The 24,726-nt window shown below is 52.4% G+C and carries 20 protein-coding genes; 3 read left to right on the forward strand and 17 right to left on the reverse strand.

The window, feature by feature from the left end; all coding sequences use genetic code 11:
- Window positions 1-558: 558 nt before the first annotated feature.
- The 9 genes from J3P35_RS01245 to J3P35_RS01285 form a co-directional block, all read right to left on the reverse strand.
- Window positions 559-1,269: a DUF4097 family beta strand repeat-containing protein gene (locus J3P35_RS01245; protein WP_210462283.1), complete on the reverse strand. Its 711-nt coding sequence runs from the start codon at window positions 1,267-1,269 to the stop codon at window positions 559-561.
- Between the two features lie 32 nt (window positions 1,270-1,301).
- The gene (locus J3P35_RS01250; RefSeq protein WP_246849900.1) at window positions 1,302-2,168 is read right to left on the reverse strand and encodes a DUF4097 family beta strand repeat-containing protein; all 867 of its coding nucleotides are present in this window, start codon (window positions 2,166-2,168) and stop codon (window positions 1,302-1,304) included.
- 21 nt (window positions 2,169-2,189) lie between these two features.
- Window positions 2,190-3,125, reverse strand: a complete 936-nt coding sequence (locus J3P35_RS01255; RefSeq protein WP_210462285.1) for a HEAT repeat domain-containing protein — start codon at window positions 3,123-3,125, stop codon at window positions 2,190-2,192.
- Window positions 3,115-3,624, reverse strand: a complete 510-nt coding sequence (locus J3P35_RS01260; RefSeq protein WP_210462286.1) for an RNA polymerase sigma factor — start codon at window positions 3,622-3,624, stop codon at window positions 3,115-3,117. The genes J3P35_RS01255 and J3P35_RS01260 overlap by 11 nt, the downstream gene beginning before the upstream one ends.
- 215 nt (window positions 3,625-3,839) lie before the next feature.
- Window positions 3,840-4,748, reverse strand: coding sequence for an EamA family transporter (locus tag J3P35_RS01265; protein WP_246849901.1), 909 nt, complete (start codon window positions 4,746-4,748; stop codon window positions 3,840-3,842).
- An 89-nt stretch (window positions 4,749-4,837) separates the two neighbouring features.
- Window positions 4,838-5,170 carry a hypothetical protein gene (locus J3P35_RS01270; protein ID WP_210462288.1) on the reverse strand — a complete coding sequence of 111 codons (333 nt, stop codon included), beginning with the start codon at window positions 5,168-5,170 and terminating at the stop codon, window positions 4,838-4,840.
- 76 nt (window positions 5,171-5,246) lie between these two features.
- Window positions 5,247-5,792: a hypothetical protein gene (locus tag J3P35_RS01275; protein WP_210462290.1), complete on the reverse strand. Its 546-nt coding sequence runs from the start codon at window positions 5,790-5,792 to the stop codon at window positions 5,247-5,249.
- A 22-nt stretch (window positions 5,793-5,814) separates the two neighbouring features.
- The gene (locus J3P35_RS01280; protein WP_317195343.1) at window positions 5,815-8,286 is read right to left on the reverse strand and encodes a penicillin acylase family protein; all 2,472 of its coding nucleotides are present in this window, start codon (window positions 8,284-8,286) and stop codon (window positions 5,815-5,817) included.
- 590 nt (window positions 8,287-8,876) lie between these two features.
- Window positions 8,877-9,317, reverse strand: a complete 441-nt coding sequence (locus tag J3P35_RS01285; RefSeq protein ID WP_210462292.1) for a hypothetical protein — start codon at window positions 9,315-9,317, stop codon at window positions 8,877-8,879.
- Between the two features lie 215 nt (window positions 9,318-9,532).
- Between J3P35_RS01285 and J3P35_RS01290 the strand changes: the two genes are divergently transcribed.
- Window positions 9,533-10,858, forward strand: coding sequence for a M16 family metallopeptidase (locus J3P35_RS01290; RefSeq protein WP_210462294.1), 1,326 nt, complete (start codon window positions 9,533-9,535; stop codon window positions 10,856-10,858).
- 33 nt (window positions 10,859-10,891) lie between these two features.
- A complete protein-coding gene (locus J3P35_RS01295) occupies window positions 10,892-12,961 on the forward strand; it encodes an insulinase family protein (protein WP_210462295.1) in 2,070 nt (689 codons plus the stop codon).
- Between the two features lie 564 nt (window positions 12,962-13,525).
- Here J3P35_RS01295 and J3P35_RS01300 read toward each other — a convergent pair.
- The 3 genes from J3P35_RS01300 to J3P35_RS01310 all read right to left on the reverse strand — a co-directional run bounded on the left by J3P35_RS01300 (window position 13,526) and on the right by J3P35_RS01310 (window position 16,015).
- Complete coding sequence (locus J3P35_RS01300) at window positions 13,526-14,410, reverse strand: DUF58 domain-containing protein (protein WP_210462297.1); 885 nt, start codon at window positions 14,408-14,410, stop codon at window positions 13,526-13,528.
- Window positions 14,411-14,627: 217 nt separating this feature from the next.
- Complete coding sequence (locus tag J3P35_RS01305) at window positions 14,628-15,002, reverse strand: endonuclease domain-containing protein (RefSeq protein WP_210462299.1); 375 nt, start codon at window positions 15,000-15,002, stop codon at window positions 14,628-14,630.
- Between the two features lie 17 nt (window positions 15,003-15,019).
- Window positions 15,020-16,015: an AAA family ATPase gene (locus J3P35_RS01310; RefSeq protein WP_210462301.1), complete on the reverse strand. Its 996-nt coding sequence runs from the start codon at window positions 16,013-16,015 to the stop codon at window positions 15,020-15,022.
- A gap of 297 nt (window positions 16,016-16,312) precedes the next feature.
- On the opposite strand from J3P35_RS01310, the gene J3P35_RS01315 reads away from it, so the two are divergent.
- On the forward strand, window positions 16,313-17,026 hold the full coding sequence (locus tag J3P35_RS01315; protein WP_210462303.1) for a tetratricopeptide repeat protein: 714 nt from the start codon (window positions 16,313-16,315) through the stop codon (window positions 17,024-17,026).
- Window positions 17,027-17,092: 66 nt separating this feature from the next.
- On the opposite strand, the gene J3P35_RS01320 is transcribed toward J3P35_RS01315, so the two are convergent.
- From J3P35_RS01320 to J3P35_RS01340, 5 genes are all read right to left on the reverse strand, one after another.
- Window positions 17,093-17,713, reverse strand: coding sequence for a DUF4159 domain-containing protein (locus J3P35_RS01320; RefSeq protein ID WP_210462305.1), 621 nt, complete (start codon window positions 17,711-17,713; stop codon window positions 17,093-17,095).
- A 14-nt stretch (window positions 17,714-17,727) separates the two neighbouring features.
- Window positions 17,728-17,961 (reverse strand): DUF2442 domain-containing protein, encoded by a 234-nt coding sequence (locus J3P35_RS01325; RefSeq protein ID WP_210462307.1) that lies wholly within the window; start codon window positions 17,959-17,961, stop codon window positions 17,728-17,730.
- 240 nt (window positions 17,962-18,201) lie between these two features.
- The gene (locus J3P35_RS01330; RefSeq protein ID WP_210462309.1) at window positions 18,202-19,518 is read right to left on the reverse strand and encodes a TldD/PmbA family protein; all 1,317 of its coding nucleotides are present in this window, start codon (window positions 19,516-19,518) and stop codon (window positions 18,202-18,204) included.
- A gap of 71 nt (window positions 19,519-19,589) precedes the next feature.
- A complete protein-coding gene (locus J3P35_RS01335; RefSeq protein ID WP_210462310.1) occupies window positions 19,590-21,233 on the reverse strand; it encodes a TldD/PmbA family protein in 1,644 nt (547 codons plus the stop codon).
- A gap of 257 nt (window positions 21,234-21,490) precedes the next feature.
- Window positions 21,491-24,235 (reverse strand): S8/S53 family peptidase, encoded by a 2,745-nt coding sequence (locus tag J3P35_RS01340; protein WP_210462313.1) that lies wholly within the window; start codon window positions 24,233-24,235, stop codon window positions 21,491-21,493.
- Between the last annotated feature and the right edge of the window lie 491 nt (window positions 24,236-24,726).

A 24,726-nucleotide genomic window follows, 5' to 3' on the forward strand; every position in this document is an offset into this window, starting at 1 on the left:
CGGAAGCTGAACCCTTAGGCATGTGGATGTTCTTGTGGCGGCTTGGAATGATGCCTCTCCTGCCGGTCCACGCAAGGGCAATCCCTTGTGGTTGCCCTTGCGTTTGCCATCGCAATTCAGGTTGTTAACCTTTTAAATACAATTCCTGATCGTCCCCCTTTGAAGGGGGTAGGGGGATGACAAGACCGTGAAAAGAACCATTTGCACCATCCATGAAACGATTCATAATCATTCTCGGGAATGCGTGTGATCAGCACGATCAATCATCCCCTACCCCCTTCAAAGGGGGACATCCGGGTAGCGCATCTATCTCTTAGTTGACCTCAGCTGTTCTCAGCCGTTGTTGGTGTTATCACCAACAACCAAGACTACGGCTCCGCCATTGTGAAGGGCAACCACAAGGGATTGCCCCTACATATCGGCAGATGAAAACACCCCTCTCCAGAGCTGCGCTCGCTGCCTCAAACTTCCGTTTGGGCAATCCTCAAGGAGAGAATTGGCGATAGTAGAAATTTTTGTTTAGGGACCATTTTCTGGGAAACGGCCCCTAAACGGGAGTTAATTTTTCCGGCGGAAGTAGACGTTGTTGCTGATGGATTCAAGCTTGATGTTGGCGCCGCCGTCTTTCACTTTGCCTTGTAGCTGGTAGCCTACTATGGGTGCTTCCTGCTTCTTGTTGGCCAGGGCTATGTCCAGGTCTGAGTACACCTCGCCGGTGATGGTTTTGAGGGAAACGGCTGCGCCCTGTTGGGTGGGCCAGTCCATGTCTACGAAACCGCTGATGGACTTGGCGTTCACGGTGCCCCGCAGGCCGCGGAGTTCCAGGTCGCCGTTGATGGTCTCCAGGGTGAGGTTAGCGTCACGGGGCAGGAAAATCTCGTAGTCAATGCGGGTGCAAGCTTTATTTTTCAGCACCCCCTTAGAGTAATTCCCGAAGGTGGCAGACGATCCTTCAGGGCAATCACCGGCGAAGGTGCTGTTCTCCATGAGTTTCTCGTCCAGATCAGCGGTGACGTTGAGCTGGTCTTTGCCGGGTGTAAAGGTGAGCAGCATGGCCTGATTCAGTTGGCCGCCGTTGATCTCGTAAGTCACTTTCACGTAGGCTTCTTTTTTATCCCAGGCGGTTACCTTCACTTCGTCTCCGAACTTGAGGTTCAGGTGCACTTTGTTAGAGGCGGGCATAGCCATGGTCTTCTCCACCGTTTTTTTCTGGGCATGGAGGTTCCCTATACCCCACAGCAGCAGGGCTACAAATAACAGATTTTTCATAAGAGGAGTTGGTTTTAGAGTACCTAGGAGGTTTATTTTTTCTTCCGGATAAAGATGTCGCTGGAGATGGACTGCACGCTAATTTCTACGCCACCGCCGTTGACTTTGCCGGCAATGTCTCCGCCGCCGCCCACGATGGCTAAATCTTCATCCCCGTCTTTGTCTTTTTTCCGCTGCACATCCATGTCAAAATCGGTGTAGATCTCGCCTTGCATGGATCTGAGTTTGAAATTGGCTTTGTCTTTGGCCGGCAAGGTGATGTCAATATCGCCGCTCACGGTAGAGATGGCGCTGGGCTTACTCTGTGCAAGCGAGGAGAAGACTACTTTGATGGAGCCGTTGGTGTTATTGGCTACTACCGGTCCGGAGATGTTGTTCAAAGAGACCTCTGAGTTGTTCAGTTTCAGTTCCACCTCTCCGTCTACATCTGAGATGGAGATATCGCCCCCTTCCCAGTTGGTTTCTTTGTACACCACGGCGGCATTTTTAGGGATTCTGATCACGTACTCGGCGTCTATGCGGGAGGCTTTGGTGATGGTGACGGTGTTGCCGCTTTTGTTTACCCCCAGCCCCAGTTTGGTATTGTCTTCCACCTGGTTGTAGAGCGGTTTGAGGCCCTCAGCGCGTTTGGGCGGGGCGCTGTAATCCTTCGTCTCAATAACAACTTCATCGCCGGAGTAGCCCACAATTTTCACGTTGCTGTTGAACATGGAAAGCTGCACACGAGCGTCTTTGCCGTTGCCCAGTTTCACCTTGTAGGTGCGCAGTTCGGCTTTGCCGGGACCATCTTGCGCTCCGATAATATTTGATGAAATAGGAGCGGCGGTTGCTTTCTCTGAGACAAGGCAGTTCCCGGTGAGCATGAGCAGGGCCCATGCCAGTACAATTGGTTTTTTCATGGAAGTAGAGTTAATGCGTGACTAGATAAGGGTTCCAAGGCCCTCTTGTGCTTTGTATTTTACAATAGGTAAAAGGTCTTCTTTGTGCATGAGTCGTTCCAGCTGGGGCACCGCGGTAGCCTCTTTCATTTTCACCACCATCTCAATGAGGGTGAGCTGCATGAGCGGTTCGGTCTGGGTGCCCAGGGCGTGGATGAACGCTTTCCGGACCTCTTTGTGGTCTTTGAACTGGTAAAGCGCCTCGCAGGCAGCCAGTCGCACATTGAGGTTACCGTCATGGTTCATGGTTTTCACCAGCAGCTTGATGATCTTCTTGCTTTCCTGCTCGGTAAGCCCTTCGGTTTTGAGGCCTTGGGTGACCAGCTGCAGCCGATCGCTCGCCGATGAACTGACAGCTGAGGTTCTGGCGGCCAACACATGCCTTACCGGTTGTTTCCTGGCTGGAAGGTAAGTTTCTCTCTCAGGTGCCGGGTTGATGCTTACTGTAGCGGCATCATTCTGTATCGGACTTTCTTCCTGCGGATAAGTTTCCATCGTTTGCTGAGGCTCCTGGGTTTTCGGCTGCAGCGCTACAGTCTCCGTAGGGCTTGCCGGCATTGAATCATTCTGTCTGAAGTAATTTCCGGCCCAGAAAGCCACGATGAGCAAACTAATGCTGGCGGCTATCTGCCAAACGTAAGTCCTGAACAAGCTATCTTTTTTCTTCTCTTGAGGCGCCGCTCCCGCTGCCATACCCGGATTCTCTATTTTCTCAAAAATCCAGTCGTCTGCCAGGAATTTGTCCATCTGCACTGCTTGTTCCTGCGCATAGAACTGGAACTGCACGGCGTGCGGCTTCAGGGTGTCTGGCAGCAATTTGGTCTTCCGGAAGAAGTCTTTCAGTTGGTCTTCTTCTTCTAAAGACGTGTCGCCGTTGTAGTATTTCTCCAGTAAGGTTTCTACCTGCTCAAACTGCATAGTTTTCCATCTTTAAAAGTCCGTCTCGCACACTTTTGCGGGCCCTGCTCAGCGCCACTCTAATGGCGTTGACGTTGATGCCCGTTACCTGTTCAATCTCATCATAGCCGTAACCCTCTACATCGCGCAGGTGCAGAATTAGGCGCTGCTGCTCTGGCAGAAGATTCACCAGTTCCAGCACCTTGTTCACCTGATCGGTTTGCTCATAGCGCTGATAGGGGTTCACTTCCAGCGAGTCCAGTTCCATGTCCACCACGTCTACCATGTGCTTGTTTTTGCGGCCCTTAAGCTTGTCAAGGCACAGGTTTTTGGTGACGCTCATGGCGAAGGCCTCAATGCTGGCGTAGGCGTGGAGCTTGTGTTTGTTGGACCAGAGTTTCAGGAAAACATCCTGCAAGATATCCTCAGCCTCCTCCTTGTTCTGCAACAGGAAGAGCGCCATTCTGTACAGCTTCTGCTTAGCCGGGAGTACCTTGGTTTTAAACTCTTGTAAGTCCATTCAATAACAGAGACGACTGAGGAAGGAAGTCATTACAGGGTTTTCAAAATAAATTTTGAAAAAGTTCTGAGTCTTGAGTTCGGAGTCCTGAGTTAGGTGGAAAGTGGCTGTTTTAAGTCGATTTTAAGGAAAACAGGGCAGAAACATCAAGACGGATGAGGGGGTAGTTCAAAGTAGCAAAAAATGACTCAGGACTCAAGACTCAGGACTCAGGACTATTTCAGAAGGATGATCAGCACCGAGCCCGCCACCATGATCACGGCGCCCAGCGTTTTCTTGAGGATGTCTGTTTCCTGGAAGAATCTATAGCCCAGCCCGATGCTCACCAGTGTGGACAACTGGAACAGGGATAGCGCGTAGCCCACCGGCATCTGCTCAAACACATAGTTGGTGGTGAATTGCATGAGCCCGATACAGAAGACCAGCAGCACATACCGCTTTAATTTCTCCCTAGTGAACTCCTGCTTGAACCCCTGCCGGTGTGCAGAGCTCCAGAACGTGACTACCGCTGAGAACAAGGCCCCAAACCAACACCAACTGATAAAGGACACCGTGGGCGAGGAATACAAAATGGTCTTTTTGATGAACACCGCCTCCACTGCCGCAAACACCATGGCCCAGATGCGGAACTGGATGCTGGGCTGCCTCAGAAGTCGCCACGAGAACTTCTCCTCGGTAGTGTCCAGCACGAAATAGCTGCCACCAATAATAAGCGCAATCCCCAACACACCCCAGCCATTAGGGAATTCTCGCAGCAGCACCATGCCAGCCAGCAAACCAATCACCGATTTATAGGCGTTGATAGGCCCCAGCACCGACAAGTCTCCGCTTTGCAAGGCCCGCACCAGGAACCCATTTCCCAACGCCCCAAACAGCCCCACCAGAAGCGAATAACCCCAGAAACCCATCGGTAAGGCCAGCCAGTCAACCCCTGCAGCCGGGAGAAGGCACAAGAGGCTCAGCAGGAAATACGTATTGAAATTGACCAGCAAAGGCAAGCTTCCCGCCGTGGTGAGCTGCTTCTGAAACACATTGGCCAGCGGGTTTGAAAAGATTCTGAGTAAAACGGCTAAGAAGGTCAAATCAATGGGGGTAAGCGAAGCAGCAAGTTCAGTACGCTGCAAAGGAAAGATAAAAGGCCAATTCACCAGAATACCGGAAAATGGGGGTACTGCTTTCTGCCTCTTTTTTGAAAAACAGCCTCAGAACAGGCTTACGCCCACAGCCGCCGCACCAGGTAACCAGACAAAGAACTCAATCCGCCTACTACCCCGCCAATGACCACCGTTACCACCAGCAGAATCCAGGGAGAGTTCACAGTGAGCATGGCGGCCACGCGGTGGCTTAGAAGGCCATCAGTGACCACGTGCCAGAACAGCGCCGCCCCCAGCCAGGTCAACCCAATCGCCCCGAAGCCCGCCAGAAAAGCCTGCCCGCCGTAACGCGCCTTCCAAAACGCCACCGCAAAACAAACCAGCGCCAGGCTCCACCACGGCAGAAAGAACTGTGCTACAAGGCTGAGGAGAAGAATAAGAAGGAAGAGCATGGTTAGTTTTTCTTTAAACCTTTAAGGTTAGTTTTTTTACCGGGCTACATTTTAGAAAACAGGCAAAAACTGGGTGTTAACTCCAATAACAGCTATGTGTACTTTTTAACTTCCAGACAGTTCCCTCTCTTTCATAAACATACAGACATGCTTCGGCGCATAAACTTCCACAAAGGAAGTATTTCCAGAACATTACTTTGTTCATATCCTTAGAAAAGAGCGGAATGGTCATCTGATAAGAATTCATCCTGGAAGAGGTCCGTATCCCTTTATCGAAGCTAGTTTCCCATTTAGCTTTCTTTTCAGACTCATATTGCTGCACTAAAAAGTCAATGTCTTCTTCATTGAAGGTTTTTGACTCCTTAAAAAATTCTTCGAACCTTTTTCTGAATTCCAAGGAACCATCCATATCAAACATGCTCGTTTGAGCTTTCTTCCAGCTAACGACTCGCTTGTAAATCTTTTTACTTCCTGTAAACCACCTCTCATTGTACTTGGGGGTATTTGTCACCTCCCAATCCACAAACTGCAAGATTGCTGAATCAGGGATAACGGAGCTGTAAGTCTGACAATAACACAGGGCTGGGCAAAGGACTAGAAACAGCAGAATAACTCTTTTCATTTTTTTCAAGCTGAATAGCCAATCATTTTTTCCCATTCATGACCCACACCACATTTGTCTGTTCCTTTCTATCATTGGCTGAGCGCAGAAACAATAATGGATGCAGTTTGCCGACTTGCCAGTCATTCAGCAGGTTGTCATAGAAACGGCTGGCCGGGTTGCCGCTCTGCCCGCCGGGGTACACGCCCCAGGCCTGTATCTGCGGCCCCATTTGCACCACCATGCGCCAGGATGGGCCGTGGCTGCCGTTAAGTGCGTTGATAGAGTTGGCACTACCCCCGGTGAACAGCTGGTGCTCAAAACCAGGCAACTGGGCCATGTGCCGGATGTAGGAATCGCGGGCATTGCCCCAGAGCCATTGTTCGCCACCCACACCCAGGCTATCGGCTACTTCTTTGAAGGTGGCGTTCACCAGCATGGGCAGAGTCTCTTTCTGCGGGGTGTTCACGTCATCATACCAGCGGCTTCTGGGCACCTGCTGGATCATCTGCACCAGACGGTCGCGGGCGGGCGCTTTATAAGTCTCCGGCGGGAAATCATCGCTCCAGATGGCGCGGGCCAGGGTCTGCCACCAGTTCTCAAAAAGCGAGGGCGCTATCTTATCGGGGTTAAAGCGGTAGTCCCAGGAAGCAAGCAGTAGATACGCCTTTTTCTGGGTAGCCGAGAGTGAGTCCTGGTTGACCAGTTTGAGCATGGTGGGCAGCACGTTCTGCGGCACGAAGCTGTAGTTATCGGTTTGCATGAGCCGGAAGGAATCAGGCGTGGCCTGGGTCATGGCCGAGAGGCGCTGGTTGATGCGGGCACTGCGCTCATACCCGGCAAAGCTGGCGCCCAGGTAATACGGATAATCCTGGGGGCTTACCGGGGTCTGGTTCGCGGAGCTCACGAACCCGCGCTTGGGGTTGAAGACCTGCGGCACCTGCTCCATGGGAATCCAGCCCTGCCAGTCGTGCGCGGGATTGGAGCCATCCAGCAGGAACTTGCCCTGGTCCGGCCACTTCAGCGGAAACTGCCCGTTAGAGACAATAGCAATGTTCTGGGAGTCGGCGTAGACGAAGTTGAAGGCCGGGGCTGCCCAGGTGGTCAAGGCGTTTCGGAACTGGCCATAATCAGCGGCGCGGTTCACCAAAATCAGCGTTCTCAGTTCGTTCTGTGGGTCATGGGCAATCCAGCGCAGTGCGTGCCCAATGGGCGTGCTCCCGGCCCTAAAGGCTTTCTCATGCGGCAGATAAGCCACTGGCCCATGGTGCGTGTACAGGACCGTATCCAGGATCGTCTTCCCGCCTTTCACGTTGATTTTCTCCACTACCCGGCGAACCGGTTTCCATTGGTTATCGTGCCAGTACTGCTGCCGTTTTTCATCTTTGAACTTGATCTGGTACCAGTCCAGGACATCGGCGCCCACGTTGGTCATGCCCCAGGCAATGCGCTCATTGAACCCGATGCCCACCCCCGGTGCCCCCGGAATGATGACCCCGTACGTGTTGATGCCCGGTGCATGCAGCTGCACCACATGCCAGATAGAGGGTAGACTCAGGTTCAGGTGTGGGTCTGAAGCCAGCAGCGGATAGCCGTTGGCCGTCTTGGCGCCAGTCACGGCCCAGTTGTTGCTGCCCAGGTTCTCAGGCTTCTGGCGCTCCAGGGTATGCGAAGCTGCAGCCGCCATGAAATCTGCGGGGGTAGGTGGAACAGGAAGGGGCGTGAAATCTGGTTTGCTGCCCAAGGGCACAATGGGTTCCTCGTGGAAAGGATAATCGGGGAAGAGGTCCTGCGTGATTTCTGGCCCGTACTTGCGTAGGTTGTTCGTCATGCGCAGGTCATCTGAGTACCCGGTCATGTCATAGGCCAGCATCTTGAGCAACAGCGCAATTTTAAGCGTGGTCCAGGGCTCGGGTTTGTAATGCAGCAGCTTGTACTCAAAAGGATACTCATGGGGTGACAGTTGCCCGATATAGGCGTTCACCCCGGCGGTATAGGCCTCCATCACGGCCCGGCTCTGCGGATCAGCCTGCATCTTAGCCAGGGATTTCTTCGCGGCAGTTACCATGCCTATCCGGCGCTGGTACCGGTCCATCTCCAGAGTCCGATCGCCTATGATCTCAGACAATCGGCCGGCGGCCGCATGGGTCATGAACTCCATCTGCCACAGCCGGTCTTTGGCCGTGAGATAGCCTTGGGCATAGTACAGGTCATGGTCATTCTGCGCGAAGATGTGGGGCACCCGCAGAGAATCGAACCGGACCTGCACCGGCGCCTTTAAACCATCCAATGCCAGTTCCTCAGACTCAAAATGATCATCGGCGCCGCTGCGCCAGAAACCCTCATAAGGGCTCAGGAACGGACCCAAGGCCGGCACCACGCCGTACGTACGGTTAAGGCCATAAATGACAAGAAGGGTCAGGGAAACAGCAAGAATGGCTTTGATCCATTTCATAGAGAGGCGGGCAGCGGTGGTTTGTTCCTGTAAGATAGTTTCTTCTCCGAGTAATGGCAAGCCATGGCGGGTCAAGTGCTTTGCAGGAGTGTTCTGTTTTAAGGGTGATTTAGGGGAAATGGGCTTAGAACGGGAAATGGCTGTACGCCAAGGGCGGAATGCAAGGTACGCCAATCAGGAGATTGGCTGTCCGGGAGTTGCGTAGTCTGTGGACTACGCACAACAGGGTTATGTAGGAGCAATCTCCGCTGGCGCGAGCCTCTGGCTCGTGTCCGCTGGCATTGCTGATAAATCTTATGCCTGCTTTCAGCATTCAGGTTATCTGGTCTGTTCAAACCAACTTCCTCCTTTTTGTCATCTTGGAAAGATCTTGTGGGCGAACTGGAAAGCCGTTTACTCAAGCGTTAATACCGTTTGCACCAAGATCCTTTCAGGATGACAGGAGAAGAGAGAGGAGCTTATTCTCTGCAATACGTGCGAACACGAGCGGGACGCTCGCGCCAGCGGGGATTGCTGCAGAATCAGAAACCGTGGATCATATATCGTGGAGACAAGGCAGTGCTTGGTCTCTACCCGCTAAAAACCTGATATGGCACAAAAAAGCCGGAGGGTTTCTCCGGCTTTTGGGCTTTCAATTAGGTGAATCCATATTAGATATCGCCGGGGGTTTTGATGCGGCGCGGTGCGCCTTGTCCGCCACCGCCGCCCTGGCCTCTTTCCAGTTGCTCAGCCAGGATCTTGGCGAATTTCTCCTGTTGCTCAGGGGTTAGGATGGCATTGATTTCCAGGGCGCGTTTCTGGGCTTCGGCCTGCATGGCGGCACGGTCAGGCCGTCCGCCTGCGGCGCGCATTTTGTCCATCTCCTGGGCCGAGGACAGCACGATAGCTTTGATTTTGACGCTCTGCTCTGGGGTGAGTTCCAGTTGCTTCTCATAGCGCTGAAGTTGCATCAGGGCCCGCTCCTCAGAGGTTAGTCTGGCACGACCTTGGCCTTGCTGACTGCCTTGGGTGCCCTGGGCAAATGCCGAGGTGCCGGCTAAGAGAGCGATGAACAGAAACGCGAGCTTGGTTAAATTTTGCAGGGTTTTCATACTATAGTTTCGCTTTGGTTGGTTAAGAGATTAGAGACAATTGAGAGCCTTTGGTTTAATGGTACATCAAAAAAGATGAACTATCTGGAAGGCAATCAGGCATATGGAACGGTTTGTAAAAAAATTGCCTTAATTTTAAGGATGTTTTCTGGAAACCAAGCCAAAAACGCGCCATACTTCCCAAACGACCCTTTTTATTTTTTAACGCTTTTTGAATGAAACGTAAAATTTTGAGTATCCTGTTGCTGGGTGCCAGCTTAACGGCGGCCGCACAAAGCAACAAAATTGAGTTCACGGAGTACGACCTGCCCAACGGTCTGCACGTGATTCTGCACCAGGACAAAACCACGCCCACGGTAGCCGTGACCATGATGTACCACGTAGGTTCCAAGAACGAGAACGCTGACCGCACGGGTTTCGCGCATTTCTTTGAGCATTTAATGTTTGAAGGCTCAGAGAACGTGGAACGCGGCAAGTACATCAACATGATTCAGAGCGCGGGTGGGGCCGTGAACGCCAACACCTCTTTTGACCGCACCTACTACTACCAGATTCTGCCGTCTAACCAGCTGGCTTTGGGCCTCTGGATGGAAGCTGACCGATTGCGCGCCGCCAAGATTGACCAGCAGGGCATTGAGACGCAGCGCCAGGTAGTGAAAGAAGAAAAGAAACAGCGCATTGACAACCAGCCGTACGGCACTTTGCTGGAGAACACCTTCGCTACGGCTTACTCGGTGCATCCGTACCGTTGGGTGCCCATCGGGTCTGCGCAGTACATAGACCGGGCCTCGGCCAGAGAGTTTGAGCAGTTCTACAAGACGTTCTACGTGCCTAACAACGCTACCCTCACCATTGCCGGCGACCTGGACATCAACCAGACCAAAGCTTGGGTGGAGCAGTATTTCGCCAATATCCCCAAAGGCACCAATAATATTCCACGCCCAACCGTGGTGGAACCCGCGCAGATTGAGGAAGGCCGTAAAGTGGTGTTTGACAACATCCAGTTACCGGCGGTGGTGCAGGCCTACCACATCCCGGCGCAGGGTACTGAAGATTCCTACGCCATCAACATGCTTACTACGCTGCTGGCCGGCGGACCTAGCTCCCGTTTGAACAAGGCCCTGGTAGACAAGCAGCAGAAAGCGGTGACCGTGGCTTCCATTCCCATGCCGCTGGAAGACCCGGGGCTGTTCATCAACCTGGCCATCGCTAACATGGGTGTAGACGTGCATGATCTGGAGCGGGCAATGGACGTTGAGATTGACCGCGTGAAGAACGAGACCATCTCTGACCAGGAGTTCCAGAAGCTGCGCAACCAGATGGAGACCGACTACATCAGTAGCATCTCCACCCTGGAAGGCCGCACCGAGAAACTGGCTTCTTACCACGCGCTGTACGGCAACACCAACCTCATCAACACCGAGCTGGACAAGATCCTGGCCGTGACCAAAGATGACCTCATGCGGGTAGCCAAAAAGTATTTGACCAAAGAAAACCGGGCCGTGCTGCATTATTTGCCTAAAGCCACTCAAGCCAGATAAGCCTTGTTTTCTTTTCCTTACTCACAGAATTCCATGAAAAAATATATTTCCATTTTCTTTTTGGCGCTGGCGGTCTCTTTTGGCGGCGTAGCCCAAACAAAACAAACCCCACCGCCGGCGGGTCCGGCACCTACCATTGCCTTAGGCCAATATGAATTCTTCACGCTCCCTAACGGCCTGAAGGTGTACGTGGTGGAGAACCACAAACTGCCCACCGTGGCCATGAGCCTGGTGCTGGACCGTGCCCCGGTGCTGGAAGGCGAGAAAGCCGGCCTCACCGGCGCTGCCGGTTACCTCATGCGCACAGGTACCACCACCCGTACCAAAGACCAGCTGGACGAGCAGATTGACTTCATAGGCGCTTCCCTGAATACCACCTCTACCGGGTTCTCGGCCTCTGGCCTGAAGAAGCACTTCCCTAAACTGATGGAGTTGACCGCCGATGTGGTGCTGCACCCCAAGTTCACCCAGGAAGAGCTGGACAAGTTCAAGAAGCAGATGGGCTCCAGCCTGGCCTCTTCTAAAGACGATCCGGCCACTATGGAGGCCAACGTTCAGCAGGCGCTCCTCTTCGGGAAAAATCATCCGTACGGCGAGGTAGTCACCGAGAAAACCGTGGAGAACATCACCTTAGCCGATGCGCAGCAGTACTACAACACTTACTTCAGACCCAATATAGGCTACCTGGCCATTGTAGGCGACATCACCGCCAAAGACGCCAAGAAACTGGTGAAAGAATACTTTGGCAAATGGAAGAAAGCCGAGGTGAAGCAGAACACCTATCCGGCCCCGGCACCTTTGACCGCGAACCAGGTGGCTATTGTGGACCGCCCCAACTCGGTGCAGTCTAACATCTCGGTGACCCACGCGGTAGACCTGAAACCCGGCAGCCCCGATGCCATCGCGGCCAGCTTGATGAACAACATCCTGGGTGGTTCTTTCGCCCGCCTGGATGCCAACCTGCGCGAGAAGCACGCCTACACCTACGGCTCTAACTCCTCGCTGGCGTCTGACCGCCTCATGGGCCGTTTCAGTGCTTTCGCCAGCGTGCGGAACTCCGTTACGGATAGTGCCTTTACCCAGATTACTTATGAGATGAACCGCCTGCGCAAGGAGCCTGTACCGACTGAGGAACTGCAGAAGGTGAAGAACATGATCATTGGGTCTTTTGCCCGCTCGCTGGAGAATCCGCTTACGGTGGCCATGTTCGCCATCAACACCGCGCGTTATAACCTGCCCAAAGACTACTACGCCAACTACCTCAAGAACGTAGCCGCCGTCACTCCCGCCGATATCCAGCGCGTGGCCCAGCAGTACCTGCAGCCCGAGAAAGCGTACTTGGTAGCCGTAGGCAATGCCCGTGAGATCACCGACAAGCTGAAGCGTTTCAACGGAAACCAGCCGGTGGCTTATTTCAACGCCTTCGGCGAGAAGACCGATGCACCTATGGCCTCGCTTCCGGCCGGGGTAACCGTGCAGACGGTGTTGGCCTCGTACATCAACGCCATCGGGGGCAAAGCCAACGTGGAGAAAGTGAAAGACCTCACCATCAAACGCACCATGAAAGTGCCCGGCGCGCAGCTGTCGGTCACTAGTCAGCAAAAAGGCGTGGACAGGTCATTGCTTACCGTGAACTACGGCCCTAACGAGATCAACCGCGTGGCCATTAACGGCACCAGGGGCGCCATCATCACGCAGGGCCAGATGAAAGAGATGACCCCGATTGAGCTGCAGGACCAGAAGCTGGACAACTGGCTGAGCTTCCTGAATTACGACCAACTGGGCGTGAAACTGGCCCTGAACCAGATAGAGAAAGTAGAAGGCCGCGATGCCTACAAACTGGAGCTTACCCTGCCCAGCGGCAAGAGGTCTTTCCACTACTTTGACAAGGAAACCGGCCTGAAAGTACGCGAAGTGGTGACGGAGCAAACCTCCGTAGGAACCGCAAACCAAACCACCGATCTGAAAGATTACCGCGAGGTGAACGGCATCAAGTTCCCGCACCAGATTGACCTGCACATCGGCAGCCAGGTGATCTCCTCCACCGTGAACAGCGTGGAGATCAACAAGAACCTGAAAGACGATGTCTTCAAGCTGAAATAAGGTTCTTCAGTCATTTTACAGTTCGTCCCCGTTTAGAGGCTCTTTTGATGAAAAGAGCCTCTAAACGGGGACGATTTTTTCAGGCTTTCGGGTACAAGGGGGATTTTGGACCTTGGCTTCTTTAAGGGAAAAATAAGCTAGAAACAGAGGTTGTCAAGGAGCCGCTATCGGCGCAGACGCTCGCAGGTCTGAAAGACGCTGCGAGGTCATTTGAGCGGGCGCAGTTATCGTGGACGACCATAATATTTTTTGCTTTTGCTGATGAGAGGCTGAAATATTTTGCCTTGGGATGGTAGCCTTTAGACGGTAGGGAGCCATGAGCTGGTAGTTGATCTTAATTAGTGAGACCTCTCGCTACCGCGAGTTTGCAGCTCATGTCCACGTATTGCTGTTTCTGTTTTGCTGTGGCCAGCTTAAATGACCTCGCAGCGTCCGGAGGTCCTGCGAGCGTCTGTGCCAACCGCCGCTCCCGGGCACTCCATTTTAGGCCTGATTTCCTGAAAACAAGCCCGAAACAAAGTTTTCCCCAACTCAGAACTCTGGACTCAAGACTCAGAACTCCCCTTACACTCTTGCCCGGTTGATCAGGAATGCGCGCAGGGCTTTGTCCAGCGGCTCATGCAGGTGGAAGCGCTCGTAGTGGATCTGCTTTTTACGGGTATCGGTTTCCAGAGAGCGAAGCCACTCCTGCAGGCGTTGGAGGTACTCGGTGCGTTGGCCCTCAGTACTCACCTGCACAGTCTGGCCTGTCTCCAGATCCTGAAACGCGAGCTGGCCTTGGTACGTGAACTCCATCTCATTCTTGCCCATGAGATGGAATAGCAACGTGTCCTTCTCTAAGGCTCCAATCTTACGCAACGTTTCCGAAATCTCAGAGGTCTGCTCGTACATGTCGGTGACCAACACGGTAATCTCTTTCTGGCGCTTTTTCGCGAAAACGGGCGCTAAACGGTCTGGTGGTGGGAATGCACCGTTGGGTTTTACCTGCTCTAACTGATGAAAGAACCGCTGCAAATGCTGGCTAGACTGCTGCGGCGCCAACTGCACCAATTGCTCTTCCTGTAACACAAACAGCCCCACGGCATCGCCTTGCTGCACCGCCAGGTACGCGAGCGAGGCCACTAAATAGCGGGCATAGTCCAGTTTGGTAAGCGTCCCGTCTTGGTGTCCCATAGAACCACTGGCATCCACCACAAACCGCACCGCCACACTGCTGTCCACCTCAGATTCCCGGATATAGTACCTATCTGAGCGCGCGAACATCTTCCAGTCCAGTTGCCGCAAATCATCGCCAGGTTGGTAGCTGCGGTACTGGCTGAACTCTATGCCCGCTCCCCGCCTTATGCTCTGGTTGTGTCCCAGCATAAAGCCATCTACCACCGTCTTGGCAATCAGGCGCAGGTCTTTGATAGCAGCGAAGGTCTGGGGATTGAGGAGGCGATGGGGCATGATATATTTTAATTTATTAAGGAGCTTCTTCGTCCCCCTTTGAAGGGGGTAGGGGGATGATTACTCGTGCAGGTCATGGCGTTGTCGATAATAACTTAGCATTTGCATTTGGCATTGATCAGGAGCAGTTCTTAGTTGACACGCCCTTGTCATCCCCCTACCCCCTTCAAAGGGGGACGAAATGCGTGCACAGCAAAGAACTGGTTTTTAAAGGTGCTTAGTTATTCTTTTCGCACTTTTCTGCAATACACGTTTCCAAGGTTCGCTGCACGTTGGGTAAATCGTTCATCACCTCTTCATCGGTGAATCTTAGTACATTATAGCCTAACTCTGCCAATTCTTTATCTCTTACCGCATCTTCTTCGGTTTTGAAATTGTGCGAGTATCCGTCTACTTCAATAATCAATTTCAACTCCTTACACAGGAAATCAGCGATGTAGTTGCCTATAGACCGTTGTCGCAAGAAGGAGTATCCCAGTTTCTTTTTACTCAACAATTCACACCACAGTCTAATCTCTGCTTTCGTGGAAGCTGCCCGATGTGCCTTCGCGAGAGGCTTCAGTTTCTTGTTGTAGTGGTGATTGTCCTCCATTTCAAGAACAGTTTCACCTATATTAAAACCTCCCTCGGCATCTCCACACCTTTCAGCAGTTCTTCCACTACTTTGTCTGTAGTGATATTGTCTGCCTCGGCGGTGAAGTTGACTAGTACACGGTGGCGCAGTACTGGATAGGCCATGGCCTGCAGATCAGGCAATGTTACCGCGAAACGGCCTTGTAAAAGGGCTCGCGCTTTAGCGGTGAGAATGAGCGCTTGACCGGCCCGCGGACCGGCTCCCCAGCGTACGAACTCCTGTATAAAAGGCACCGGACTTTCAGCAGGACGGGTGGCACGGACTACGCGGGCAACATAGGAGACCAAATCATCTGAAATAGTGACTTCGCGCACCAAACTTTGGAGTGCCAGGATCTCAGGTCCGGATAGAATGGATTGTACCGTCTCCCGTTTGCCGCCGGTAGTGTTTTTCAAAACCGAGATTTCCTCCAGTTCTGTGGGGTACTTTATTTTGATGTACAGCAGGAACCGGTCTAACTGAGCCTCAGGCAACGGGTACGTACCGCTTTGCTCAATGGGATTTTGCGTAGCAAGCAGGAAGAAAGGGCGCGGCAGCGGGTAGGTTTTACCGGCGTAGGTCACTTCAAACTCCTGCATGGCCTCCAGCAGCGCTGCTTGGGTTTTGGGCGGTGTCCGGTTGATTTCATCGGCCAGCACGATGCTGGCGAAGATGGGACCTTCATTGAACTGGAAAAAACGCTTGCCCGTAGTGTGGTCTTCCTCCAGGACTTCGGTGCCCAGAATATCGGTAGGCATAAGGTCTGGCGTGAACTGGATGCGGCGGAACGGCAAATCCATGGCACTGGCCAGGGTTCGCACCAGCAGGGTTTTTGCCAGGCCGGGTACGCCTTCCAGGAGTCCGTGGCCACCGGCTAACAGGGTGATCAGCACCTCATCCAGCACTTCCTGCTGGCCTACAATGATTTTACTTATTTCCTGCCGAAGCGCCGGCAGTTTGCTTAACAGTTGGGTTACGTCTTGTGGGGTCACGTGGGGCGGATGCTAAACGATACTACTTGAACCAGTAAGTAAGCGATTGTTCTTGAATTTGCCTTTCCGTTTTTGGTTTGTTTTCAGGAAATCAGGGCAAAAAAGGTATAGAGCATTCGCACGCTGGCGCGAGCTTCCGGCTCGTGCCTTCACATTGCTAACAGGCTAATGGGTTGAAATGCGTGCGGACACGAGCCGGAGGCTCGCGCCAGCGGGGTACAAATAACCTGTCCATTCATACGATTCCATGAAGGATATTTTCTGTATCTTCAGGATAACTTTAAACCACACCACTTCATGAGAAGCTTTCTCTGTTTTATGCTGTTCTTATTCGCTTTCGCTCAAGTTCAGGCACAGTCAAAAGCATGGGAAGAATGGCAGAAACGCGGTGAAAAGCAGATTAATCTACTTCCCATGTACGGCGGCAAACCAAAGCCAAAGAATCTGCTGGCCTTGGACAAAAAATTCCTTGCAACTGTAGATAAAGGCGGCGGAACCAGAGCCGAAAACAGTAAGTATTTCTCTGACCGTGGCTGGCAGTACTTTCAACAAGGCGATTTTGCAACGGCTATGTTCAGATTTAACCAGGCATGGCTTTTAGACTCCACCAATTCTAAATCTTATTGGGGATTTGGTCTTATCTGCGGAATGTTGGAAAATTATGACGATGCCTTGGTCCATTTGCAGAAGGCATATACCTTGGATTCTTCTGATGTCCAACTATCATGCGACATCATTTTCACTTATTTCTCTAAATACGAAGAGTCAGGTCAAGCACAATACTTGGAAAGCGCAGCGCTTGCAAGTCAGAAAGCACTGCTGCAAAGTCCTGACAATGCATTTGTGCTCTATGCCCATGCGTTGGTTCAGTACATGCAGAAAGAATATTCAAGCGCCTGGGATTATCTTTACAAATCCAAAGCAAAGGGAGAAGTTGGGTTAGATCAGCGATTTCTAAAAGACCTGCATGCCAAAATGCCTGACCCTAGAAAGGAGTTTGTGAAAAACTAGTGAAAGAACATCTCCACTCATTAAGCGTTTTCGGCTACGTTTTCAGAATATAGCCCGGAAACGACCTTAACTGGTAAGCGCATACATCAGAATATTCACCCCGAATTTGGTGTTGTCCTCGGCGAGCCAGCGCTTGTTCCTGAAGTCATAGTCCCACTCGCAGCCATAGTCTTTGTTGCTGTAGAGCACGGCAATGCGGCCGTTCACTTCGTAGGCTTTGAGGTAATCGTGGACCAGGTCATCGCCCCAGCCGTTGAGCTCAAAGGAGGTGGTAGGCGGGCCTTCCTCGAACTTGAAAAAGGAACGGTAAATAGGATGGTTGTTGGAAATTTTCTTCAACGCCTTCGGCCCGAAACAGACGCGCATCTGTTCTTCAAAAGACCGTGCGAAGAGGCCGTCTATGTCATGGTTGCAGTCATCCACAAACACGAAGCCGCCGTTCTTCACGTAGCGCTCAAAATTGGCTCTTTCCTTCGCGTTAAACTGCACCAGCTTGTGGCCGCTCAGGTAGCAGAAAGGATAGCGGAACAGCTCGGCACTTTCCAGGCTGATGACCTTTTCCTGCTCCACTATGGGCACGGTGGTGTACTCTACCAGCGAGTGCAGCAGGTTGGAGGGCATCCGTTGGTCGGTGTCCCAGTTGCCGGAGCGGTATTGCAGGCGTACGAAGGTGAAAGGAGCGGGCATGGAAAACTACGAAACTAGAGTAAACCCGCAATAGATAAGTCTTCGTCCAGTTCCTCCCAGTGAATACCAACTCCATTCCCAATTAGGCGCCAGTTCATTCGTTGCGCTTCTGTACTGTCTCTCAAAACCGGAAACCACTCCAAAGGCACTCCCAATTCTCTTCCATCTGAAAGAAGAACATACATCTTGGCAACGGTGAACCAAACCTTTTGAGCTTGAGGAGTAGTGTGCTTAACTAAAGTATTCATGCCATTTTTGCTCAAACAGAGACTTCTGGGTAAAGGCTACGTCACCAACTCTATTTCTAATTTGTCATCTTGGAAAGATCTTGTGAGCAAACTAGAGGAACTTTCAATAAGCGCTTCTACCGTTCGCTCACAAGATCCTTTCAGGATGACAAAAGAGGAGATTGATAATATAAGCTTAATCCCGCTTTTGGCCTACATTCTTGAAATCAGGCCAAAAGCGGGAAAGAGATTCAGGCGCGACTACACCGCGTCTGACAAGCTGGTGAAGGTGAAGTCTCTGATCTTCATAGGGGGCACCAGGTTGCCGCCGATGCGCTGCGGTTTACCCAAGGCCTCCAGGTTATTGAGCATGATGACCGGGCTCTCGTTGAAACGGAAGTTCTTCACGGGGTGCTTGATCTTGCCGTTCTCAATGTAGAAAGTTCCGTCGCGGGTGAGGCCGGTGTAGAGTAGCGTCTGCGGGTCCACGGCTCTGATGTACCACAAACGTGTCACCAGAATGCCTTTCTGCGTTCCTTTGATTAAGTCTTCCAAACTTTGGTTACCACCGGCCATAATGAAACCGCCCGGAGAGGGTAAGCCTTTCACGCCTTTCTTCTGCGCCCAGAACTGGGAATAGGTCATGTTCTTCACCACGCCTTTGTCAATCCAGGTCACTTTCTCGTGCGGACGACCGTCGCCGGACCAGGTAGAGGAAGGGATCTCGGGGTTGGTAGGGTCTGAGGTGATGGTCACGCGCTCGTCAAACATCTTCTCGCCCAGTTTGGTCTTGCCACCCGGCTTGCTCAGGAAAGAACGGCCTTCCTCGGCGCTACGGGCATCCAGGCTGCGGAACATGTTTTCCAGCAGATCCACAGCCGCGGTAGGCTCCAAAATCACGGTGTATTTGCCGGGCTCCACCGCTTTGGCGCTCACCGAGCTTAGGGCTTTCTGGGCCGCAATCTCAGAGGCAGCAGCGGTATCCAGCTTGGAAACATCGCTCACATCACGCGTTACGTAGCCCGATCCCGTACCATCTGAGGTACGCATGGTCACGGAGAAATCTACATCTGAGCTCTGGTTGTAGGCGAACAGACCTTTGGAGTTCATCTTGGCGCTGAAGCCACTGCGGTCTTCCCAGAAACCGGCGGCGGTTAATTTCTTGCTGTCGGCGAGCTGCATGCTTTTTGCGGCTGCGTTGGCGCGATATTCAGGGTCAATGTCGTGGGTGGTTTTGAACCAGGCATTGCTGGGCAAATAATTCTGCGGGCCGAGCATGGGCACGTACTCCGGGCTTTCCGGGGCAATGCGGGCTACCTCTTCGGCACGGCGCACAACTTTCTCCAGCGAGGCATCGTCAAACTCGTTGATGGTGGCCACTCCGGAACGTTTCCCGAAACGGGCTTCCACGGCCAGCGACATGTTTTCCTCTTCACCGCTGGTAGACACGGTACTGCGGGCGTAACGAATGTTACCGCCTTTATAGCCGCTGAGGTTTACCTCGCACTCATCGGCTTTGGAATAGCTCAGGGCCTTTTTCAGCAGCGCCTGCGCCTGATCTTTACTTAATATTGCCATTGGTCTGTATCACGTATCAAGTAGCAAGACACGACTAATATAGTCGCACTTATCTCGCTAGTTTCTCCTTGTTAGATTTTTCTTCCAGTGTTGATGACATTCACGCCGTTGAAACGAGTGTGCGAAGAGCCGTGCGAAACGGCGCTCACCTGGCTGGGCTGGCCTTTGCCGTCGAAGAACGAACCGAACATGCGGTAATCGCTCTCGTCGCAGACAGCAGCGCAGGAGTTCCAGAATTCCTGGGTGTTGCTCTGGTAGGCCACATCTTCCAGCGGACCTACAATCTTGCCACCTTTGATCTCGTAGAACAGCTGGCCTCCAAACTGGAAGTTGTAGCGCTGCTGGTCAATGGAGTAAGAACCACGGCCCGCGATGTAGATACCACGGTCCACGCCTTTGATCATGTCATCCACGCTCAGCTTCTGCTTGCCTGGTGCCAATGATACGTTAGGCATGCGCTGGAACTGCACCGAGCTCCAGTTATCAGCGTAAGAACAGCCATGCGATTCTTTCTCACCAATGATGTGGGCCTGGTCGCGGGTGGCCTGGTAGTTCACCAGCACACCGTCCTTGATTAAATCCCAACGCTTGGTTTTCACGCCTTCGTCGTCATAACCCACGGCTCCCAGAGAACCCGGTTGCACTTTATCAGCGAAGATGTTTACGTGCTTGCTGCCGTACGGGAAACTCTTCGATCTCCATTTATCTAAATCAGCGAAGGAAGTACCGGCGTAGTTGGCCTCGTAGCCCAGCACACGGTCCAGCTCCAGCGGGTGACCCACACTTTCGTGGATAGTCAGGCCGAGGTGGTTGGGATCTAACACCAAGTCATATTTCCCTGCCATTACTGATTTAGCCGTCAGTTTCTCGCGGGCCTGCTTGGCCGCCAGACCGGCATCTGCTACTATGTCAAAGTATTTGTCATACCCTGTCAGGCCGGTTCCTTCCGGGCCTTTCATGGTAGGTGCTTTCACGGTGAGGTACTCAAAGCCCATGCCCATTGGCGCACTCAGCGCATCGCGGGTTTTGAACTTACCAGAGGTTTTGTCCACGGCGGTTACCGTGAAGTTAGGCCAGATGCGGTGGATGTCCTGGTCAATGTAAGAACCATCCGTAGAGGCGAAGTATTTCTGCTCGTTTATCTGAAACAAGGCTGAATTCACGAAGTTGGCACCGTTGGTCAGCGCCGCCGCGTTGGCTGCCAGAAGCAAATCGGCTTTCTCTGAAACAGGTACTGCGAAGGCATTCTGTTTTATGGGTGTTTTCCAGGAAACCTCGCCATAACCTTGCTGCGGTGCTAGTTGCACCGGCTCTTTCTGCAGCTTGGAATTGGCTTTGGCAATGGCCACGGCCTGCTCGGCGGCTTTGGCAACGCCTTTGTCACTCACGTCTGAGGTAGCCGCGAAGCCCCAGGTACCGTTGGCAATCACGCGCACGCCCACGCCGTAGCTCTCGGTGGTGCTGATGCCTTGTACTTGCTTCTCGCGGGTAAACACGTTCTGGGCCAGGTAACGGCCAATGCGTACATCGGTGTAAGTGGCACCTTTGCTTCTAGCGGCGTTTAAAGCCACATCGGCAAGGCGCTTTTTCAGGGCCACGTCCACCGTTTCAAGGGCGCGGGCCGGATCAATTTCGTGACCAAACGTTGGGATGTTGGAAAGCAAAAGCCCTCCTACACCCATGGCGGTCAGTCCTATAAAATCACGTCTTTTCAAGGGTTTGTTTGTTAGGTAAGCGAGAATTTCAGGAGCAAAAAGATTTGCACTTCTAAGTTTACTTGATGTTGCGGAGGAAAGCAAGAAAGTTGTGCGGTAACTGTGGAAAGGGCCGATGTGATAATTAACTGGCACTGAGGTTTACCACCTGTGAGGCTGCTCGCTTTAAGCCTGTTTTAGAGAAATCAGGCTTAAAACAAAAAGGCGCCACCCAAAGTGGGATGGCGCCTTTTCTTATTCTTAAAGCTGTTTACAGACTACTTGGTAAGAACCAAACGGTTGGTGAAGACCTTGTTGCCAGCCTCTACTTTGTAAATGTAGGTTCCGGCAGGCAAGCTGGTTCCGTCAAAGTTCACGGTGTGGTTGCCGGCAGCTTTGCGTTCAGCCACCAGCGACTGCACTTTGTTACCCATCACGTCATACACGTTGATCTGAACCGGTCCCTCCTGCGCTACGGCGTAGGTGATGGTGGTTCTGCCAGAGAATGGGTTAGGGTACGAGTACACGCGATCATTAGCCGAGGCAGCTACCGCAGTAGAGGTGCTGGTGGCAGCAATTGGCTGGGTAGCAGCGTTCCACTGAGCGTGGGTACGGGTAATGATCACGGCAAAGTCACCGCGGGTTACATCTTGCAGCGGCTTGAAGGTAGCGTGCAAGGCTGGCTTCAAGTCATAAGGACCTTGGGTCACCGAGTAGTAGGCGTTGATCAGGTTCAGTTCCAGGGCCACGCTCACGTACCCTTCCAGACCAGCCGGGATAGAAGCAGCATCTTCAATTGGATAGCTCACGCCGTCAACGGTAACGGTAGGTGTTTTACCGTTACGGGCCAAGGCAAATTCCTGCAAGCCTAGCGCCTGTACCAGAGAGTAAGACAACTCAGCGCGGTTTACTTTTCCGGCTGGCACAAATTTACCCGGAGACACTGGTAACATGATGCCGTTGAACTTGTGGCTTAAATCACGCAAGGCACCGCCTTTGGCCACGATGGACTCAGCCAGCAGCTTTCTGTCTTTTACATCGGTTAAGGTGAAAGAACCATCAATGGGCAGGAACTGGCGGATGCCTTCGCCCATCATGAGGTAATCGGCCAGGTCAATGCGCTTCAGAAGCTCGTCTGGCTTGAAACCACCACCTGCTAAACCATCAACCAAGCGGGCACCTACGGCCATTTTGATGGAAGCCTCGGCAGGGTGACCCGCGATATCAGCTAATCCGGTAGTGCCAGCAGCTGTCATTTTGTTTACAACGCCGTTGATGGTCTCGGGGAAAGCAACGCCGTTCAGGCCGGAAACCTCGGCGGTCCAGGTGCCTGCCTCCGGAGAAGCCACGGCAACGCCTCGGTCATAACTCAGGGAGAAAGTCACCGGAATGCCAGCACTGGTTCTCACGCCGCTTGGCGAGATCAGGGTTAATCTAACGGGGTTACCAGTTTCACCGGCTACGCCAGTGGCTTTGATTTTGGCTTCAATGCTGGTAGTGCCTGAAGCCACATTGAATTTGTAAACGTTGGTTGCAGTAGTGGCCGGGTTGAAATTGATGGAGAAGTTCTCAGATTCGCTGTTCGCGTTCACGTTGCTGTTGAAGGTTCTGGTCATGTTCACCGTGGAACCATAGATAGCAGAGGCTCTGAAGGCTCTGTCAACGGCAGCATACGCGTTCACATAACCGGCGCCCACTTCCCATGACTCAGTACCCGGGATGTTAGAGGCGGTCTGCTGCAGAATCTCTTTTACCTGCGCTACAGTTAGAGCAGGGTTTGCATCCAGCAACAGTGCCACGATACCTGCCACGTGCGGAGCCGCCATAGAAGTACCGCTCATGTGCGTGTAATAAGGCAAATGCGCAGGCTCTAGGGTAGTGGCATCTTTGTCAATTGACAGGGAAGATACCGGGGCAATCACGCGGGTTGAGATGATATCCACGCCCGGAGAAGTCACCGTTGGGCGGTCTTGCCAGGTGAAGGTTTGTCCGTCAAGGGTGAAAGAACCGCCTTTGTTTTTAACCCCTCTTGAGGAAAAGTCAGCCAAACGGCCCGATTTGTCGCCAGCGGCCACGGCAATCACCCAAGGGGCTTTTTTATAGTTACCGGTAATGGTGCTGGAGCTAGGGCCAGAGTTACCTGCCGAGAATACTACCACGATGTTCCGGTCAACGCAGCGTTTGGTAGCCAGCGTGATAGGATCGGCAGGGTTCACGTCTGAACCGGTGTCACTGGTGTTCCCGAAGGAGTTGGTGATGACCCGGATGTTGTAGCGGGCCTGGTTGATGATGGCATAGTCAAAGCCAGACAGCACATCCAGCAATAACAAGGCAGCACCGGAACCATAGCCTACCAGGTCAGCGCCAGGGGCTACCCCGGTGTACTTGCCTCCGGAGGCTTGGCCAATACCGCCCACAATACCGGCTACGTGCGTTCCGTGGCCACCGGTGGCATCGGTGTTAGGGATGTTCTCTACCGGTGTGTAAGGCAGAATACCGGAAACCGAGTTCAGGTTGGTCACCGAAGTAGCGTTCTGCTTCAGGTTCTTGCCAAACTGCAGGTCTGGGTGCGTTCCGTCTACGCCGCTGTCGTTTACCAATACGCCTACTCCTTTCCCGGAAACCGGCAGACCGCCGTTCTGGGTAGTGAACGACATCTCCGTGCGAAGTTTGTCAACCCCGGTGATGGCGCGGGCACCATCGTTCTCATACTTGAGAGATTCATTCAGGTAAAGAGAGGCTACTCTGGGGTCTTTGGCCAGGGCTTCTACCTGCGATGGGGTAGCCACAATACCGGCAATAGGCAAGGCGCGCAAGGTCAATCCTTGCACGATACCTATTTTGGTGAGGGAAGCGACATCCAGTAACGTAGGGGCCGCATCGCCTTTGAAAGTTACTACCACCTGCACGGGCAGTAATCTGTTAACGAGGGTTGCCTTGAGTTTTGGGTCTACAAAGGCTTGTGCGAAGACCTGGCTTACTGCCAGAAAGCAGAAAGCCGCAATGGATAGAATTCTTCTCATAAAGGAAGGTGGGTAAAAGTTTTACATTTGTTAGTTTGGTAGTGCGTAATGGGGCTTATGGAGTGTACCTACGGCATATTATGTCAAGTAGGTTTTTCTATATTTGAAAAATATAAAAGCAGTTTTCAACTCTCTTAAACCCTCACTTATTCTCTTTTATCACCCTTATTATTACAGATAAAACTTTTGCAAGACATACCTCTTCTTCCTTTTCAAAATTTCATATAATATACTTTACTAGTGCTAGTTATATCAACTAAATTCAATGTAACTACATCTTTTTAACAGGTGATCTTTTTAGTAAAATGGTTAAAAAATACAACAACCTTTTTTACTCCTCCTCGTCAGGTCTCCTGCTTTATCAGTGCACTTGAGAACTCCAGGCAGATACACAGCAAAGCTTAAGGGTACTCATTCTTGAAACCTCGGCAGGGATTTAGTACTATATAAATATGGCATCCACCACGCTTAGATAAGGCCACCCGGAGAGG

The organism is Rufibacter roseolus (assembly GCF_017916365.1).
GTDB lineage: Bacteria > Bacteroidota > Bacteroidia > Cytophagales > Hymenobacteraceae > Nibribacter > Nibribacter roseolus.

What these genes read in the sequence shown, in the direction of transcription:
- J3P35_RS01325 (WP_210462307.1), bottom strand. Translation starts at nt 17,961, where the DNA reads ATGAATACTTTAGTTAAGCACACTACTCCTCAAGCTCAAAAGGTTTGG.
- J3P35_RS01330 (WP_210462309.1), bottom strand. Translation starts at nt 19,518, where the DNA reads ATGGCAATATTAAGTAAAGATCAGGCGCAGGCGCTGCTGAAAAAGGCC.
- J3P35_RS01320 (WP_210462305.1), bottom strand. Translation starts at nt 17,713, where the DNA reads ATGCCCGCTCCTTTCACCTTCGTACGCCTGCAATACCGCTCCGGCAAC.
- J3P35_RS01260 (WP_210462286.1), bottom strand. Translation starts at nt 3,624, where the DNA reads ATGGACTTACAAGAGTTTAAAACCAAGGTACTCCCGGCTAAGCAGAAG.
- J3P35_RS01245 (WP_210462283.1), bottom strand. Translation starts at nt 1,269, where the DNA reads ATGAAAAATCTGTTATTTGTAGCCCTGCTGCTGTGGGGTATAGGGAAC.
- J3P35_RS01305 (WP_210462299.1), bottom strand. Translation starts at nt 15,002, where the DNA reads ATGGAGGACAATCACCACTACAACAAGAAACTGAAGCCTCTCGCGAAG.
- J3P35_RS01270 (WP_210462288.1), bottom strand. Translation starts at nt 5,170, where the DNA reads ATGCTCTTCCTTCTTATTCTTCTCCTCAGCCTTGTAGCACAGTTCTTT.
- J3P35_RS01295 (WP_210462295.1), top strand. Translation starts at nt 10,892, where the DNA reads ATGAAAAAATATATTTCCATTTTCTTTTTGGCGCTGGCGGTCTCTTTT.
- J3P35_RS01255 (WP_210462285.1), bottom strand. Translation starts at nt 3,125, where the DNA reads ATGCAGTTTGAGCAGGTAGAAACCTTACTGGAGAAATACTACAACGGC.
- J3P35_RS01250 (WP_246849900.1), bottom strand. Translation starts at nt 2,168, where the DNA reads ATGAAAAAACCAATTGTACTGGCATGGGCCCTGCTCATGCTCACCGGG.
- J3P35_RS01300 (WP_210462297.1), bottom strand. Translation starts at nt 14,410, where the DNA reads ATGCCCCATCGCCTCCTCAATCCCCAGACCTTCGCTGCTATCAAAGAC.
- J3P35_RS01290 (WP_210462294.1), top strand. Translation starts at nt 9,533, where the DNA reads ATGAAACGTAAAATTTTGAGTATCCTGTTGCTGGGTGCCAGCTTAACG.
- J3P35_RS01340 (WP_210462313.1), bottom strand. Translation starts at nt 24,235, where the DNA reads ATGAGAAGAATTCTATCCATTGCGGCTTTCTGCTTTCTGGCAGTAAGC.
- J3P35_RS01275 (WP_210462290.1), bottom strand. Translation starts at nt 5,792, where the DNA reads ATGAAAAGAGTTATTCTGCTGTTTCTAGTCCTTTGCCCAGCCCTGTGT.
- J3P35_RS01315 (WP_210462303.1), top strand. Translation starts at nt 16,313, where the DNA reads ATGAGAAGCTTTCTCTGTTTTATGCTGTTCTTATTCGCTTTCGCTCAA.
- J3P35_RS01285 (WP_210462292.1), bottom strand. Translation starts at nt 9,317, where the DNA reads ATGAAAACCCTGCAAAATTTAACCAAGCTCGCGTTTCTGTTCATCGCT.